Origin of the sequence: Corallococcus sp. AB018, from assembly GCF_003986945.1 — a bacterium.
Lineage (GTDB): Bacteria > Myxococcota > Myxococcia > Myxococcales > Myxococcaceae > Corallococcus > Corallococcus exiguus.
Window position 1 is genome coordinate 1 of sequence record NZ_RAWR01000239.1, and the last position, 15,799, is coordinate 15,799.

The 15,799-nt window shown below is 69.6% G+C and carries 11 protein-coding genes and 1 pseudogene; 7 read left to right on the plus strand and 5 right to left on the minus strand.

Annotation, left to right across the window (positions count from 1 at the left end):
• From D7Y11_RS35870 to D7Y11_RS35880, 3 genes and pseudogenes are all read right to left on the minus strand, one after another.
• A pseudogene (locus D7Y11_RS35870) lies at positions 1-403 on the minus strand (hypothetical protein); the annotation flags it as partial.
• A gap of 351 nt (positions 404-754) precedes the next feature.
• Positions 755-2,077 (minus strand): amidohydrolase family protein, encoded by a 1,323-nt coding sequence (locus D7Y11_RS35875; RefSeq protein ID WP_120576892.1) that lies wholly within the window; start codon positions 2,075-2,077, stop codon positions 755-757.
• 33 nt (positions 2,078-2,110) lie between these two features.
• Entirely contained in the window at positions 2,111-2,938 is an 828-nt protein-coding gene (locus D7Y11_RS35880) for an MBL fold metallo-hydrolase (RefSeq protein ID WP_199753882.1), read from the minus strand.
• A 106-nt stretch (positions 2,939-3,044) separates the two neighbouring features.
• Between D7Y11_RS35880 and D7Y11_RS35885 the strand changes: the two genes are divergently transcribed.
• The 4 genes from D7Y11_RS35885 to D7Y11_RS35900 all read left to right on the plus strand — a co-directional run bounded on the left by D7Y11_RS35885 (position 3,045) and on the right by D7Y11_RS35900 (position 7,987).
• Positions 3,045-3,821 (plus strand): AraC family transcriptional regulator, encoded by a 777-nt coding sequence (locus tag D7Y11_RS35885; RefSeq protein WP_126935933.1) that lies wholly within the window; start codon positions 3,045-3,047, stop codon positions 3,819-3,821.
• Positions 3,822-4,020: 199 nt separating this feature from the next.
• Positions 4,021-6,114 (plus strand): S46 family peptidase, encoded by a 2,094-nt coding sequence (locus D7Y11_RS35890; protein WP_120576895.1) that lies wholly within the window; start codon positions 4,021-4,023, stop codon positions 6,112-6,114.
• Positions 6,115-6,200: 86 nt separating this feature from the next.
• Positions 6,201-7,181: a DUF2268 domain-containing putative Zn-dependent protease gene (locus D7Y11_RS35895; protein WP_120576896.1), complete on the plus strand. Its 981-nt coding sequence runs from the start codon at positions 6,201-6,203 to the stop codon at positions 7,179-7,181.
• A 41-nt stretch (positions 7,182-7,222) separates the two neighbouring features.
• Entirely contained in the window at positions 7,223-7,987 is a 765-nt protein-coding gene (locus D7Y11_RS35900) for a phytanoyl-CoA dioxygenase family protein (protein WP_120576897.1), read from the plus strand.
• Positions 7,988-7,998: 11 nt separating this feature from the next.
• Here the strand turns inward: D7Y11_RS35900 and guaA are convergent, their stop codons facing one another.
• Positions 7,999-9,552, minus strand: a complete 1,554-nt coding sequence (gene guaA, locus D7Y11_RS35905; RefSeq protein ID WP_120576898.1) for a glutamine-hydrolyzing GMP synthase — start codon at positions 9,550-9,552, stop codon at positions 7,999-8,001.
• Positions 9,553-9,676: 124 nt separating this feature from the next.
• On the opposite strand from guaA, the gene D7Y11_RS35910 reads away from it, so the two are divergent.
• Positions 9,677-10,264, plus strand: coding sequence for a hypothetical protein (locus tag D7Y11_RS35910; protein WP_120576902.1), 588 nt, complete (start codon positions 9,677-9,679; stop codon positions 10,262-10,264).
• Between the two features lie 94 nt (positions 10,265-10,358).
• Here the strand turns inward: D7Y11_RS35910 and guaB are convergent, their stop codons facing one another.
• On the minus strand, positions 10,359-11,816 hold the full coding sequence (gene guaB / locus D7Y11_RS35915; protein ID WP_121753490.1) for an IMP dehydrogenase: 1,458 nt from the start codon (positions 11,814-11,816) through the stop codon (positions 10,359-10,361).
• A 164-nt stretch (positions 11,817-11,980) separates the two neighbouring features.
• On the opposite strand from guaB, the gene D7Y11_RS35920 reads away from it, so the two are divergent.
• Positions 11,981-14,221, plus strand: coding sequence for a TIGR02266 family protein (locus D7Y11_RS35920; RefSeq protein WP_126935934.1), 2,241 nt, complete (start codon positions 11,981-11,983; stop codon positions 14,219-14,221).
• 101 nt (positions 14,222-14,322) lie between these two features.
• A partial coding sequence (locus D7Y11_RS35925) for a fatty acyl-AMP ligase (protein WP_148139256.1) occupies positions 14,323-15,799 on the plus strand: 1,477 nt, incomplete at its 3' end.

Consider the following 15,799-nt stretch of genomic DNA (forward strand, 5'->3'; position numbering starts at 1 on the left):
GGAAGAGGGGGCCCTGGCTGGCGCGGAAGCGGTTGAGCACGGAGCGGCTGACGCAGTGGCCCGCGCTCAACAGCCGCAGCGCCAGGTCCGTCTGCAGCGCATGCGCCAGTTGCGTGCCCTGGTGCACGCCGACGAGGCTGGCGTACACCCAGAGCGCCAGCAACTCGCGCGGCGCATACCCCTTCTGTCCCAACGCCGAGTACCCCGCCTCCACCCGCCCCAGCTCAAAGCGCTTCACCACCTCTCGCACCTTCCGGGCCAGGTGCTCCCGCGGCACCAGTCGCTCAGCGGCGGCAAGCACCTCGCGCTCCGCTCCCTTGAAGCGCGGAGTCGGGTCCTTCGCGACGCGGCGCCTGCCCCGCTGCTCGGCAGAGGCGCAGGAGGCTCCTTCTTCTGAAGTCATCTCTCTTCTACGGGACCCAGCGGATTGCTTATTCCGCGCAACCCTCCAGTCGGACAGGTTCGCGGTGCCCGATGCCCCGGGGCGCGCTGGCCCGGCGGGCGATGAAAAGCTGTCCGACTGTCGGACAAGTTCGCGGTCCTCGCGGCACGGGCGCGCGCTGGCCCGGCGGGCGATGAAAAGCTGTCCGACTGTCGGACAAGTTCGCTGCGCCTGGAGCCCAAGGTCGCGCCGGCCCGGCGAACGATGAAAACCTGTCCGACAGTCGGACAAGTTCGCTGTGCCCGCGGCCCGGGGGCGCGCTGGCCCGGAGCGTGACGCGGTCGGTCAGCCCGGCGTTCCGGACCGTGAACCTTACGGCGCGGTGCGTAAACCGGTCGCTGTGTCGTCGCGGTGGATGACGCCTTCCTTCATCACGAAGAAGACCTTCTGCGTCACTCGGATGTCCTGGAGCGGATTGCCCGGCACGGCGACCACGTCCGCCAGCTTCCCCGGCTCCAACGTCCCCAGCTTGTCCGACACCCCGAGCAGCTCCGCCGTGTTCACCGTCGCGGTGCGCAGGGCCTCCGCGGGCGTCAGGCCGGCCTGCACCAGCAGCGCGAACTCCTCCGCGTTGCGCCCGTGGGCGAACACGCCCGCGTCCGTACCGAAGGCGATGCGCACGCCCGAGGAGATCGCCTTGCGCAGCACATGCTCCCTCCGCCGGTCCACCGCGCGCAGCTTGGCGACCGTGTCCGGCGGGAGCTTGCCCTGATCCGCCAGCTCCTTGATTCCGAAGAACGCAAAGGCCGTGGGCACGTACCAGGTGCCCTTCTGCTTCATCAGCGCCACGCCTTCATCGTCCATCAGCGTGCCGTGCTCGATGGAATCCACGCCCGCGCGGATGGCCCGCTTCGCTCCTTCCGCGCCGTGCGCGTGCGCGGCCACCTTGCGCCGGTGCGCGTGCGCTTCGTCCACCACCGCGTCCAGCTCCGCCTGGGTGAACTGCGGTGCGTCCGGATCCGCGTTGAGGCTCATCACGCCTCCCGTGGCGCAGACCTTGATGACGTCCGCGCCGTACTTCACGTTCTCGCGCACCTTGGCGCGCAGCGCGTCCGGCCCATCCGCCACGCCGCGGCTGGCGTCCTGGGCCAGCAGTCCCTTGCGGAACGAATTGCCGTAGTCACAGTGCCCGCCCGTGGAGCTCAGGCTGGACGTCGCCGCGAGGATGCGCGGCCCCACCACGATGCCGCGCGCGGTGGCGTTGCGCAGGCCCACGTCGATGAAGTCCTCCGCGCCCAGGTTTCGCACGGTGGTGAAGCCGGCCATCAGCGTCGCTCGGGCCCACGGCAGCGTGTCCAGCGTCTGCTCAGGGATGGTGCGCTGGAACCCGTCGATGAGGTCCTTTCTCCAGTCCGGACCGGGCTCGACCGTCATGTGCGTGTGCGCGTCCATGAAGCCCGGCAACAACGTGGCGTCGCCCAGGTCCACGATGCTCGCGCCCTCCGGCACGGGCGTCTTCGGGCCCACGCCCACCACCCTTCCCTCCGACACCACCACCACGCCCGGGGTGATCATCTTCCCCGCCTTCGCATCGAACAGGCGGGCGGCCTTCAGCACCTGGACCCGAGCGGGTTCAGCGGCGGATGCGGAGGACAGCGACCACAGGAGGGAGCCGAAGAGCAGAGCACGTCGCAAGGTCCCGCCATGCTACCGCGTTGCCGCGTTGCCTCAGCCCGCGTGCATCCGATCGAACTCCACGGCGCAGTGCGCTGAGAACACCTTCACCTCGTGCCCGTGTGCGCGCACCAGCCCTCGCAGGCGCTCCTGGTTCTGGAGCCGCACGGCGTTGTCCTCGGAGTACAGCCGTTGGAACAGCGCCAGGCCCCACGGGCTTCGCGGCGCCACCGGATCCACCTCGTGGTGGCTGAAGTACGCGTCCCCCGCGTGCAGCACCCAGCCTCCGGGCCCCTTCACCGCGACGCCGCAGTGGCCCGCGGTGTGGCCCGTCAGCGGCACCAGCAGGACCTCGGCGTCCAGGCCTGGAATCAGCCGCACCGCCTCGAAGCCGAACCAGCGCTCACCCTCCACCGCGTACCGGCTCCACTTCGGTCCATGGGCCCACTGCACCGGCTTGTAGCCGTGCCTCGCGCCCGCCACAGGGGGCACCACCGCCGCGGCGTGCTCGTCTCCGAAGATGTGGACCTGGGCGTCCGGGAAGTCCGACAGGCCGCCGACGTGATCCAGGTCCATATGCGTGGGCACGATGTGCCGGACGTCCTCGCGCCGGAAGCCCAGCCGCTCCACCTGGGCCAGCGCCGTCTCCGCCGGGTCCAACCGGGGCGTGTTCCGTCTCACGAAGCGCTGTCCCAGACGCCCCTGCGCGTCCTGCACGTCCCGGGTCCCCAGGCCCGTGTCCACGAGCACGAGCCCCCGGGACGTCTCCAGCAGCAGGCAGTGGCAGACCATCCGGGCCCGCTCGAACAGGCCGCCCGAGCCCGTGACGAACCGGGCACTGGCGGGACACAGGGTTCCACAGTTGAGGTGGTGGATTCGCATGCCCGGCAAGGTACGGACCGGGCCCGCCGCCCGATTGGAGGAATCGGCCATCCTGCCCGGGGCCCGGGTTGAAGCGAGGGTCCGTCCGTCCCATGCTTCCTCCCGCATGGCCACCCTGGCAGACAACGCGCTGGCCCCCCGGGCCGACCTGTCCCGCTTCGTCCAGCGCGTGCGCGTGCTCTGGCGTGGTCCCTCCCACGGCGACTACGTCCGCGTGCCGGACGGTACCGTCGAGCTGGTGATCCGCGTCACCTCCACCACCTGTGACGTTCACGCTCTGGGCCCCCGGGAACACGTGGTGCGCAAGGCGCCGTCGGAGGTTCCGCCCGACACGCTGGGCATCCAGTTCAAGCCCGGCGGCGCGTACCCGTTCTTCGGCCTGCCCATGTCGGAGCTGGCCCACCGGTCACTCTCCATCGACACGCTCTGGGGCAAGGCGGACGGCGCCCGGCTCCGCGAAGCGCTCGCGGAAGCTCCCTCCCCCCAGGCCCGCCTGCGTACGCTCGAGGCCGCGCTCGTGGCTCGGCTCCACCGGGACGACGTCTACGAACCGGTCGCCGCATACCTCGTGCGGCGAGGCATCCGCCTGCTCACCGACGCCGGGGAACTCCCTCGCGTCGCGGATCTGGCCCGCACATTGGGCGTGAGCGAACGGCACCTGCGGCGCGCCTTCGACGACGTGCTCGGCATGGGACCCAAGTCCTACGCCCGGATCGTGCGCTTCCAGCGCGCGCTCCAGGCCTCCACCGCCCAGGGGGCACGGCCGGACTGGGGAAGCATCGCCGCCGGTGCGGGCTACTACGATCAGGCCCACCTCATCGCGGACTTCCGGGCCGTCCTGGGCACCACGCCGGGCGCGTGGGTGCGCGCACGGGCCGCCTGAGCGGGGCCGGACGCGCTGCGTCGGGACCCGGCGGGTGGGGAAAGCGCCTGCCCGGTGAGCCTCCCAGGGAATCGTTTGGGCGCTCGGACGTTCTGCGGTGGGCGTGGGCGCTTTCCCAGCTTGACCGACGCTGGGCCATCCCTCACAAACGCCCCGTCCCCGCGGAGCTCTGTCCCGCGGCCCGAAAGGATCCCATTCAATGAAGCGATTGGTCGTCATCGCCGCCCTCGTGGGTGCCGCTCCGGCGCTCGCCGATGAAGGCATGTGGACGTACAACAACTTCCCCGCCGCCAAGGTGAAGGAGAAGTACGGCTTCCAGCCGGATCAGCAGTGGATGGACAAGCTCCGCCTGGGCGCGGTGCGTCTGGCCGGCGGCTGTTCCGCCAGCTTCGTGTCGCCGGACGGCCTGGTGATGACCAATCACCACTGCGCGCGCGGCTGCATCGAGCAGCTGTCCACCGCGAAGCAGGACTACCTGGCCAACGGCTTCTACGCGAAGGCGCAGGCCGAGGAGAAGCAGTGCCCGGCGATGGAGGTGAACCAGCTCGTCGAGATCACCGACGTCACCGAGCAGCTCAACAAGGCCACCGCGTCGCTGACCGGCAAGCAGTACTCGGACACGCTGAAGGCCGAGATGTCCAAGGTGGAGAAGGCCTGCTCCAACGGCGACGACAAGGTGCGCTGCGACCTGGTCACGCTGTACCAGGGCGGCAAGTACAACCTGTACAAGTACCGCCGCTTCCAGGACGTGCGCCTGGTGTTCGCCCCGGAGCACGCCATCGCCTTCTTCGGCGGTGACCCGGACAACTTCGAGTTCCCCCGCTACGACCTGGACGTGACGTTCGTGCGCGTCTATCAGGACAAGCAGCCGGTGAAGACGCCGGACTACTTCAAGTGGTCCGAGGGCGGCGCGAAGGAGAACGATCTCACGTTCGTGGCCGGCAACCCGGGCCGCACCTCGCGCGCGCTGACCATCGCGGAGCTGGAGTACACCCGCGACGTGTCCCTGCCCAAGACGCTCATGTACCTCTCCGAGCTGCGCGGCATGCTCACCGAGTTCCAGAAGCGCGGCCCCGAGCAGAAGCGCATCTCCAGCAACCTCCTGTTCGGCGTGGAGAACGGCCTGAAGGCGTCCAAGGGCCGCCACGAGGCGCTGCTCGACAAGAAGTTCTTCGCCTCCAAGGTCGCCGCGGAGCAGGAGCTGCGCAAGAAGGTCGACGCGAACCCCGAGCTGAAGAAGAAGTACGCCGCCGCCTGGGACGAGATCGCCAAGGCGGAGGCCCAGCTGATCACCCTCCGCAAGGACCTGAACTTCCTCGAGCAGGGCAATGGGCTGTCCTCCGGCCTGTTCCACACCGCCCGGGCGCTGGTGCGCGCCGGCGACGAGCTGCCCAAGGACAACGGCCAGCGGCTGCGCGAGTTCAACGACGCCAACCTGACCGCGCTCAAGGCGCAGCTCTTCAGCCCCGCGCCCATCTACCCGGAGCTGGAGATCGCCCGCCTGACGTTCGGCCTCACCAAGATGCGTGAGGAGCTGGGCGCCAAGCACCCGTTCGTGAAGAAGGTGCTGGGCAAGGAGTCCCCGGAGCAACTCGCCACCCGCGTGGTGAAGGGCACGACGCTGAAGGACCCGAAGGCCCGCAAGGCGCTCTGGGACGGCGGCAAGAAGGCCGTGGACGCGTCCAAGGACCCGATGGTCCAGCTGGCCCTGCTGGCGGATCCGGACGCCCGCGCCATCCGCAAGAAGTTCGAGGACGACGTCGAGTCCATCATCAAGAAGAACAGCGAGCTCGTCGCCAAGGCGAAGTTCGACATCTACGGCACCAGCCAGTACCCGGACGCGACCTTCTCTCCGCGCGTGTCCTTCGGCTCGGTGAAGGGCTACACGGATGAGGGCCAGCAGGTCGCCCCCATCACCCAGATGTCCGGCACCTTCGAGCACGCCACGGGCCAGGAGCCGTACGCGCTGCCCAAGTCGTGGGTGAAGTCGGAGAAGGTCATCACCGGCACCACGCCGATGAACTTCGTCAGCACCAACGACATCATCGGCGGCAACTCCGGCTCGCCCGTGCTGAACAAGAACCAGGAGGTCGTCGGCCTGGTGTTCGACGGCAACATCCAGTCGCTGGGCGGCGAGTACGGCTTCGACGAGTCCGTGAACCGCACGGTGGCCGTGCACTCGGAGGCCATCATCGAGGCGCTCCAGAAGATCTACGGCGCCAACCGCGTCCTGGAAGAGCTGCGCCCCGGCAGCACCAAGGTCGCGCCGGTGAAGGCGAACCCGGCGGGGTAGTCTTCCCACTGGCTTCCTGAAGCACCCCAGAGGCTGCCCGGTTCGCTCCGGGCAGCCTCTTCGTTCATCCCCATTCCAGGAACTCCATGCGCCTCCGCCCTGCCCTCTTCGCCGCCGCCCTCGCGCTGCCGGCCTGCGCCGCGAGGCAGCCCGTGGAGCCGGCGCCCGCCACGGTCCAGGACGTGGTCTCCACGGTGGACGTGGACCACTTCTGGGAGGCCTACGACGCCGTGCGGGCCACGACGGATCCATCCGAGCAACTGGCCCGGTTCCAGGCGCTCTACGTCGACCGGGGCACGCCGGGGCTGCACAGCTTCATGCGCGCCAGGCGCTACACGGCGCAGGGCTACGTGGACGCCATCCGCGACTACCCCCGGTTCTGGGAGTCGGTCCGTCCCCTGACGTCGCGCGCCCGGGACGCCGTGGCCCACGTGGCCCCCACGCTGGAGCGCTTCCGGGCCCTCTACCCCCGGCTGGGGAGCGCGGAGGTGTACTTCACCGTGGGCGCCCTCAACTCCAGCGGCACCGCGCTGGACGGCCGGGTGCTCCTGGGCGCGGAGCTGGCCACCGGCGACGCGCGGGTGGACGTGTCCGAGCTGCCGCCGAAGCTGCGCGCGGGCCTGGGCGCCTACTTCCAGAGCCGCCCGCATGAAGGCCTGGACCTGCTCATCGCCCACGAGGCCGTGCACACGCGCCAGAAGGCCCCAGCGGACGTGCTGGTGGACTGGATCGTCTACGAGGGCGTGGCGGACTTCGTGGCCGAGCAGGTCACCGGCCGGCTGCCCGCGCTGGCCTACGTCACCTATGGCCCCCAGCACGACGCGGAGCTGCGCGAACGGTTCCGCGAGGCCCAGGACTCGACGCGCTTCTCCCCGTGGCTCTGGTCGGGCCCGGACAACGCGGACGGCGTGGCGGACCTGGGCTACTACGTGGGCTATGCGATTGCCCGCGCGTACCATGCGAAGGCCCCGGACAAGCAGGCGGCGCTCCAGCGGATGATCGAGCTGGACTACGCGGACACCGCCGCGGTGAAGACCTTTGTCAGGGAGAGCGGCTACCTGGAGTGAAGTCACGGCGCCCCGGCACTTCCCCCGGGGACAGGAGACAGATGGACGCGCGCGCCGAGCAGTTCATGCGGGACGGGTACCTTCGCATCGACGGGGCCTTCCCCCGGGAGGTCGCGGACGAAGCCCGGGCCCTCCTCTGGCGGGACACGGGGTGTGACCCGGACCAACCCGCCACCTGGACCCGCCCCGTCATCCGCCTGGGCATGTACACCCAGAAGCCCTTCGTGGACGCGGCGAACACGCCCGTGCTGCACGCGGCGTACGACGAGCTCGTCGGTGCCGGGCGGTGGCTGCCGCTCGGGGCGATGGGCACGTTCCCCGTGCGCTTCCCCTCTCCGGAGGATCCGGGCGACGCGGGGTGGCACATCGACGTGGGGTTCGACTTCGACAAGCCGGACTTCATGGAGTGGCGCGCCAACGTCGCCTCCAAGGGCCGCGCGCTGCTGATGCTCTTCCTCTTCTCCGACGTGGGCGAGGACGACGCGCCCACCCGCATCCGCGTGGGCTCGCACCAGGACATCGCCCGGCTGCTGGGCCCCGCGGGCGAAGCGGGCCTCACGCTCCGTCAGCTCGCGGCCAACGGCTTCGCGGAGTCCGCCCACCGGCAGGAAGTTCTGGCCACGGGCACGGCGGGCACGGTGTACCTGTGCCACCCCTTCCTCGTGCACTCGGCCCAACCCCACAAAGGAACGCGGCCGCGCTTCATGGCGCAGCCGCCACTGCTGCCCCGGGAGCCCCTGAGCCTGGCCCGGCTCCCGGAGGACACGTCGCCGGTGGAGGAAGCCATCCGGCGCGCTGTCACCTGAGTCCTACCGCCTCACTCCCACTCGATGGTGGCGGGCGGCTTGGAGGAGATGTCGTAGACGACGCGGTTGATGCCGCGCACCTCGTTGGTGATGCGCGAGGAGATCTTCTCCAGGATGGGGAACGGGATGCGGGCCCAGTCCGCCGTCATCCCGTCCACGCTGGTGACGGCGCGCAGCACGCAGGTGGACTCGTAGGTGCGCTCGTCGCCCATCACGCCCACGCTCTGCACCGGCAGCAATACGGCGAAGGCCTGCCACACTTCCTTGTACAGGCCGGCCTTGTGGATCTCCTCCTGCACGATGGCGTCCGCGCGGCGCACCAGGTCCAGGCGCTTCTCGTTCACCTCGCCCAGCACGCGGATGGCCAGGCCCGGACCCGGGAACGGCTGACGGGAGACCATCTCGTCCGGCAGGCCCAGCTCGCGGCCCAGGGCGCGGACCTCGTCCTTGAAGAGCTCGCGCAGGGGCTCCACCAGCTTGAGCTTCATCTGCTCCGGCAGGCCGCCCACGTTGTGGTGGCTCTTGATGGTGACGGACGGGCCCTTCCAGGACACGGACTCGATGACGTCCGGGTACAGCGTGCCCTGCGCCAGGAAGCCCGCGTCCTGCACGTCTCGCGAGGCCTCCTCGAACACGGCGATGAACTCCCGGCCGATGATCTTCCGCTTCTGCTCCGGATCCGTGACGCCGGCCAGCTTCGACAGGAAGCGCTCGCGCGCGTCCACCGTCTTCAGCGGCACGTGGAAGCGGTCCACGAAGAGCGCCTCCACCTGCGCCCGCTCGCCCTGACGCAGCACACCGTTGTCCACGAAGATGCACTGGAGCCGGGGGCCAATCGCCCGGTGCAGCAGCAGCGCCGCCACGGAGCTGTCCACGCCGCCGGACAGCCCGCAGATGACGCGGCCTTCTTCACCGACCTGCTTGCGGATGGTCTCCACCGCCTCGTCGATGAAGCCCTTCATCGTCCACGAGCCGGAGACCTTGCAGTCGTTGAAGAGGAAGGCGCGCAGCATGGCCTTGCCCTGCGGCGTGTGGACCACCTCCGGGTGGAACTGGAAGCCGTACCAAGGGTTCGTCTTGTGGGCCGCCGCCGCGAAGGGCGAGTTGCCGCTGCGGCCGATGGCCTCGAAGCCGGGCGGCAGCTCGTCCACCCGGTCGCCGTGGCTCATCCACACCTGCACCTGGTCGCCCGGGCGGAACTCCGCGAAGGGGCCTCGCGCGCTCAGGACCTCCACCGCCGCGCTGCCGAACTCGCGGTGGGCGCCCCGGTCGATGCGGCCTCCCAGGAGCTTGGAGATGAGCTGGAGGCCGTAGCAGATGCCCAGGACGGGGACGCCGGCCTCGAAGACGAAGGGGTCGCAGCGCGGGGAGCCGGGCGCTTCCACGGACGCCGGCCCGCCGGAGAGGATGATGCCCCTCGGCGCGAACTGCCGGATGTCGGCGGCGGGGAGGTCCGGGCGGTGGATTTCGCAGTAGACGCCCAGCTCGCGCACACGGCGGGCGATGAGCTGGGTGTACTGGCTCCCGAAATCAAGGATCAGGATCTTCTCGGAGTGCAGGTCCACCGGCGATTCTCCCAGGGGGCGTCGTTGACGGGTGGGGGCCCTTATCGCTACAAACTTCGGGAAATCAACGCTGAAAGGCCGTCAATTGTTCGTGCGCCGCCTGTCCGCTTCCACTGCAGCAGCCATGCTCCTCCTGTCCGCCTCGGGGTGCGTGAAGGAGATCACCTCCGACGAGCGTCTGGAGCGTGACACCCGCAGCGTCGCGGTGAAGGACGCGCCCGGGGTCGAGGCGTTGTCCAAGCTCACCTGTGACGACACCTCCGCGCCCCTCAACAAGGCCCGGGACGTGAACCGTCCGGAGTCCGACCGGCTGGTGGACTACGTCAACCTGTACTCCTCCCTGAAGGACCGCACCCACACCTTCGAGGAGGCCATGTCCCGCAACCCGGACCTGAGCTACCGCGAGGGCAGCCAGAACCTGGTCAACGCCAAGGACGCCTGCATCCAGCAGACCGCGGACGTGCGGGTGGAGTTCGAGACCTACCTGCGTGAGCTGGTGGCCGTACCCACGGTGCAGGAGATCAAGGGTGGAAACACCGTCACGGTGGCCCGCCTGGACTTCGGCACCCTGAAGAAGGCCATCGAGACGCTGGACCCGGACGACCGCGAGTCGCTCCTCCAGAGCGTGAACTCGGCGGAGAAGCGCGTGTCCGCCACGGTCGCCCCCGCCGAGGACACGTCCACGGGCAGCGGCAAGCGTCGCGGCAAGTAGTCCCCCGCGGTCCTCCCCCGGCGCTCTGACCGGGGGAGACTCCCCTGCCCCGAAGCCTCCCGGTGACGGTGAGGCTCTGGGGCGATTTGACGCCCTACTCCATCCGGTAGTTGGGCGCTTCCTCGGTGATGATGACGTCGTGCACGTGGCTCTCCTTGAGCCCGGCGGACGTGATGCGCGTGAAGGTGGCCTTCGTGCGCAGCTCCTCGATGGTGGCGCAGCCCACGTAGCCCATGCCGCTGCGGATGCCGCCCAGCATCTGGTGCACGTTCATGGAGAGCGTGCCCTTGTACGGGACGCGGCCTTCGATGCCTTCCGGCACCAGCTTCACCGCCTCCACGTCGGACTGGAAGTAGCGGTCCTTGGCGCCCTGCTTCATGGCGCCCAGGCTGCCCATGCCCCGGTAGCTCTTGTAGCTGCGGCCCTGGTACAGGATGACGTCGCCGGGGGACTCTTCCGTGCCGGCGAACAGCGAGCCGATCATCACGGAGCTGGCGCCCGCGGCGAGCGCCTTCACGATGTCGCCCGAGTACTTGATGCCGCCGTCGGAGATGATGGGCACGCCGTGCTTGTCCGCCTCGCGGGCGCAGTCGTCCACCGCCGTCACCTGGGGCACGCCCACGCCGGCCACCACGCGGGTGGTGCAGATGGAGCCCGGGCCAATGCCCACCTTCACCGCGTCCACGCCCGCTTCAATCAGCGCGCGCGTGCCTTCCGCGGTGGCCACGTTGCCGGCGATGAGATCGAAGCCCTTGAAGTTCTTGCGCGTGTCGCGCACGCCTTCGATGACGCCCTTCGAGTGGCCGTGCGCGGTGTCCACGACGATGACGTCCACGCCCGCCTTCACCAGCGCGTCGATGCGGGCCTCGCGGTCCGCGGACACGCCCACGGCGGCGGCGCAGAGCAGGCGGCCCTTGGCGTCCTTGGCGGCGAACGGGTGGGTGAGGCGCTTCTCGATGTCCTTGATGGTGATGAGGCCCTTGAGCTCGTAGGCCTCGTTCACGACGAGGAGCTTCTCGATGCGGTGCTCGTGCAGCAGCTTCTGGGCGTCGTCCTGGGGGATGCCCTCGCGGCCGGTGACGAGCTTCGTCGTCATCACGTCCTCGACCTTCTGGGAGAAGTTCTTCTCGAAGCGCACGTCGCGGCTGGTGAGGATGCCCACCAGGCGCTTGCCCTGCACCACGGGCACGCCGGACACGCCGTGCATCTTCATCAACTCCAGGGCGCGGGCGAGCGGCGCCTTGGGTTCGATGGTGATGGGGTCCACGACCATGCCGCTCTCGAACTTCTTGACCTTGAGGACCTCCAGGGCCTGCTGCTCGGGCGTCATGTTCTTGTGGATGACGCCAATGCCACCCTCCTGGGCCATGGCGATGGCGGTGCGCGCCTCCGTCACGGTGTCCATGGCGGCGGACAACAGGGGCACGTTCAGCCGGATGTTGCGGGTGAGGCGGGTGGTGAGGTCGGCATCACGCGGGGTGACGGCGCTCTCACCGGGCAGCAGGAGCACGTCGTCGAAGGTGAGGGCCAGCCGGATATCGGGGTTCAACATGGGGGCTCCCGGAGGCCCCGCGGGGCACCAGCGCCCGGCGGGTGCGTGTCCATACGGTTTGCGCGGCTGCCGCGCAACGGAAGAAGGTTTTTTGCCGCTCGTTCCCGGGGACTTCAGGTGATACTCGGCGTCCCACCAACACTTATTGGGACTGGGACCGGGCCTTGGCGGAATTGAATCAAGCGGGGGCGGTCGGGCTGGTGGTGAAGCTGCCCTTCGCCACCCCCGAGGAGTTCCTCGCGAAATACGGGGGCAACATCACCCGGGGCGGCATCTATTTGCGCGCCAAGGCCGTGCGCCCCCCAGGCACGGCCGTTACCCTGGACCTCCGCCTGGCAAGCGGCGACCGGCTCCTCTACACGGCGGCCATCGTCCACTTCGTCACCGGTCAGCAGGGCCAGGGCATCTCCGGCATGGGTCTGAAGTTCGGGGAGGCGGATCCCCCGACCCGCCGGTTCCTGGACGCCGCGGTCGCCATCCTCCCGCACGCCCAGTCGGACGTGCCGCCCGTGCCCAACGGCGTGGGCCCCGCCGACTTCTCCGTGCCCGCCCCGGCGGCGGCCCCTGCCCTGCCCCCGGCCGTGGCCGCGGTCCCTGGCGCCTCGGCCCGGATGGACTCCCCGGCCGCTGCCGCCGCGCCCGCGCTGGAGATGGTGACGGATGCCGCGCTGGGGCTGACCATCGACGAGCCGCCCCGGACGGGGCCGGTGATCGGCATCGACCTGGGGACGACGAACTCGTGCGCCGCGTTCGTGCGCGGCAACAAGCCCGGGGTGTTGCCCAGCCGCGAGGGCCACAACACGGTGCCCTCCATCCTCGCGTTCAACCAGCGCGGCAAGCTGGTGGTGGGCCACCCCGCGAAGGGGCAGATGCTCACCAACCCGCGACAGACGGTGTACGGCGCCAAGCGGCTGGTGGGCCGGCCGTACGCGTCGCCCATCGTGGGGCAGATCAAGGGCCGCTTCCACTACGAGATCGCCGCGGGCCAGGCCGGCGAGGCGGCGGTGCGGTTGGGTGACCGCATCTATTCGCTCCAGCAGATCTCCGCGCTGATCCTCCGCGAAGTGCGTGAGGTGGCGCAGAACCAGCTGGGCCAGATCATCTCGCGAGCGGTCATCACGGTGCCCGCCTACTACAACGACAACCAGCGGCACGCGGTTCGCGAGGCGGGCAAGCTCGCGGGCCTGTACGTGGAGCGCATCCTCAACGAGCCCACGGCGGCGGCGCTGGCGTACGGCTACGGCAAGAAGCTCAACCAGCGCGTGCTGGTGTACGACCTGGGCGGCGGCACGTTCGACGCGTCGGTGCTGGAGCTGCACGACACCGTCTACGAGGTGATCTCCACCGGCGGCGACACGTTCCTGGGCGGCATCGACTTCGACAACGCCATCGTGGAGTACCTCCTGGAGGAGTTCCAGCGGCAGACGGGCCGCGCCTTCCAGGGGGACCGGGTGGCCCTGCAGCGCATCAACGACGCGGCGGAGCGGGCGAAGTGCGCCCTGTCCGAGCGCTCCGAGATGCGGGTGCACGTGGCCTTCATCACGATGATCGACAACAAGCCGTACGACCTGGACGTCACGCTCACGCGGCAGAAGTTGATCGCCCTGACGGAGGGGCTGGTGGACCGCACGGTCCAGGTCTGCGAGGAGGTGCTCCAGGCCAAGGGGCTGAAGCCCACGGACATCGACGAGGTGATCCTCGTCGGTGGGCAGAGCCGCTTCCCGCTGGTGCACGAGAAGATCACGAAGTTCTTCGGCCGGCCGCCCAGCAAGGGCGTGCACCCGGACGAGGCCGTGGCGCTGGGCGCGGCGCTCCTGGCGCACAGCCTGGGACAGATGGAAGGCGTGGTGCTCATCGACGTGCTGCCCATGGCCATTGGCGTGGGGCTGCCGGGTGGGCGCTTCAAGCCGGTGCTGGAGCGCAACGTGTCGCTGCCGGCGGCCAAGAGCTACACGCTCTCCACGCACCGGGACGGACAGACGGAGCTGGAGCTCACCGTCTTCCAGGGCGACTCAGACCGCGCGCAGGACAATGAATACCTGGGCACGCTGCGGCTCGCGGGCCTGCCGAAGAAGCCTCGCGGCGCGGTGCAGGTGTCGGTGACGTTCGAGGTGAACAACGAATCGCTGCTCAAGGTGACCGCGAAGGAAGGCACCACGGGGCGCGAGGTCGTCAGCACGTTCACTACCCGTGATACGCCGGAGTCGGTGAAGGCTCGGCTGGCGCAGGAGGAGCCCGCTCCGGCGCCGGTGCCTCCGGTCGTGACACCGGGAAACGCGGCTCCGGCGGCGCGCAAGGTGGCGGCGGCTCCGCCCGTTGTTCAGGAGGCGGCGCCGGACGTCGCTATCGTGTCAAAGCAGAAAGGTTTCATGGGGTGGTTGAAGGGGCTGTTCGGCCGCGCCTGAGGGCAAGGCCTCCCGTGATTCATTACCGGGGGTGTCTACGGGATTGAGCAGTCGGGCTGCTATGAAGTGTCGAAATTTTTCGACACTTGGACGGCCCCCCCGTGACCGACCTCTCCCAATGCCTTCCTGGCGTACTGCTGAAGCTTGCCCAAAATCCGTCCGCCCGGGCGCCCCTCTACACATTCCTGGGTGATGACGGTGAAGAGACCGTGTGGAGCGCGTCCGACCTGGACGTGCGAGCACGGCGGATTGCCTCCGCGCTGCGAGAGCGTGGCGCGCAAGGCGAGCGCGTGCTGCTGCTGTACCCACCGGGGCTGGACTACATCGCGGGCTTCTTCGGCTGCCTGTACGCGGGAGCGGTGGCGGTGCCCGCGTATCCGCCGGACCCGCTGCGGCTGGAGCGCACCCTGCCCCGCCTGCGCGCCATCATCCAGGATGCACGTGCGTCGGTGGTGCTCACCACGTCGGGCATCCTCGGGCTGTCGGACTTCGTCTTCGAGCAGGCGCCGGACTTCCGGGCACTGCACTGGATGGCGACGGACGAGTTGCCGGAGGGCGGCGAGCGGGACTGGGTTGCGCCGGAGGGCCTGGGCGCGGAGTCGCTCGCGTTCCTTCAGTACACGTCCGGGAGCACGGGCACGCCGAAGGGCGTGATGCTCACGCACGGCAACCTGCTGCACAACCTGTCGCTCATCCACGGTGCCTTCGGTGCGCGCGCGGACAGCGTGGGCGTCATCTGGCTGCCGCCGTACCACGACATGGGCCTCATCGGCGGCATCCTGGAGCCTTTGTACGGAGGCTTCCCGGTGACGTTGATGTCGCCGATGGCCTTCCTCAAGCGGCCCATGGCGTGGCTGGAGGCGGTGTCGCGCTTCGGGGGCACCATCAGCGGCGGGCCGAACTTCGCGTTCGACTTGTGCGTGAGAAAGAGCACGCCGGAGCAGCGGCGGGCGTTGGACTTGAGCCGGTGGGAGGTGGCCTTCTGCGGCGCGGAGCCGATTCGGCCGGAGACGCTGGAGCGCTTCGTGGAGGCCTTCGGCCCCAGTGGCTTCCGGCGCGAGGCCTTCTACCCGTGCTACGGGCTGGCGGAAGGCACGCTCATCGTCTCCGGAGGCGAGAAGTCGGCGCCGCCGGTGTCGGTGACGATTTCGGGTGAGGGGCTGGAGCGGCACCGCGCGGAGGAAGTGGGCGCGGCGGAGCCCGGTGCGCGCACGCTGGTGGGGTGCGGCCAGACGCTGGCGGAGCAGCGAGTCGCCATCGTGGACCCGGAGACGTTGGAGCGGCGTGCGCCTGGGGTGGTGGGCGAAATCTGGGTGTCGGGACCGAGCGTGGCCCAGGGGTACTGGGGCCGGGAGGAGGCGACGCGCGAGACGTTCCAGGCGCGCATCGCGCGTGAGGACGACGGACCGTACCTGCGCACCGGAGACCTGGGCTTCCTGCGGCCGGAGGGTGAGCTGTACGTCACGGGGCGGCGCAAGGACCTCATCATCCTGCGCGGGAGAAACCACTACCCGCAGGACCTGGAGGCGACGGTGGAGGGGGCGCACCCGGCGCTGAGGCCCGGGGGCGGCGCGGTGT

Bases quoted from the DNA above. Each gene is read 5' to 3' on its own strand.
- D7Y11_RS35880 (WP_199753882.1), bottom strand. From the start codon at position 2,938: ATGCGAATCCACCACCTCAACTGTGGAACCCTGTGTCCCGCCAGTGCC.
- D7Y11_RS35885 (WP_126935933.1), top strand. From the start codon at position 3,045: ATGGCCACCCTGGCAGACAACGCGCTGGCCCCCCGGGCCGACCTGTCC.
- D7Y11_RS35910 (WP_120576902.1), top strand. From the start codon at position 9,677: ATGCTCCTCCTGTCCGCCTCGGGGTGCGTGAAGGAGATCACCTCCGAC.
- D7Y11_RS35890 (WP_120576895.1), top strand. From the start codon at position 4,021: ATGAAGCGATTGGTCGTCATCGCCGCCCTCGTGGGTGCCGCTCCGGCG.
- D7Y11_RS35900 (WP_120576897.1), top strand. From the start codon at position 7,223: ATGGACGCGCGCGCCGAGCAGTTCATGCGGGACGGGTACCTTCGCATC.
- guaB (WP_121753490.1), bottom strand. From the start codon at position 11,816: ATGTTGAACCCCGATATCCGGCTGGCCCTCACCTTCGACGACGTGCTC.
- D7Y11_RS35895 (WP_120576896.1), top strand. From the start codon at position 6,201: ATGCGCCTCCGCCCTGCCCTCTTCGCCGCCGCCCTCGCGCTGCCGGCC.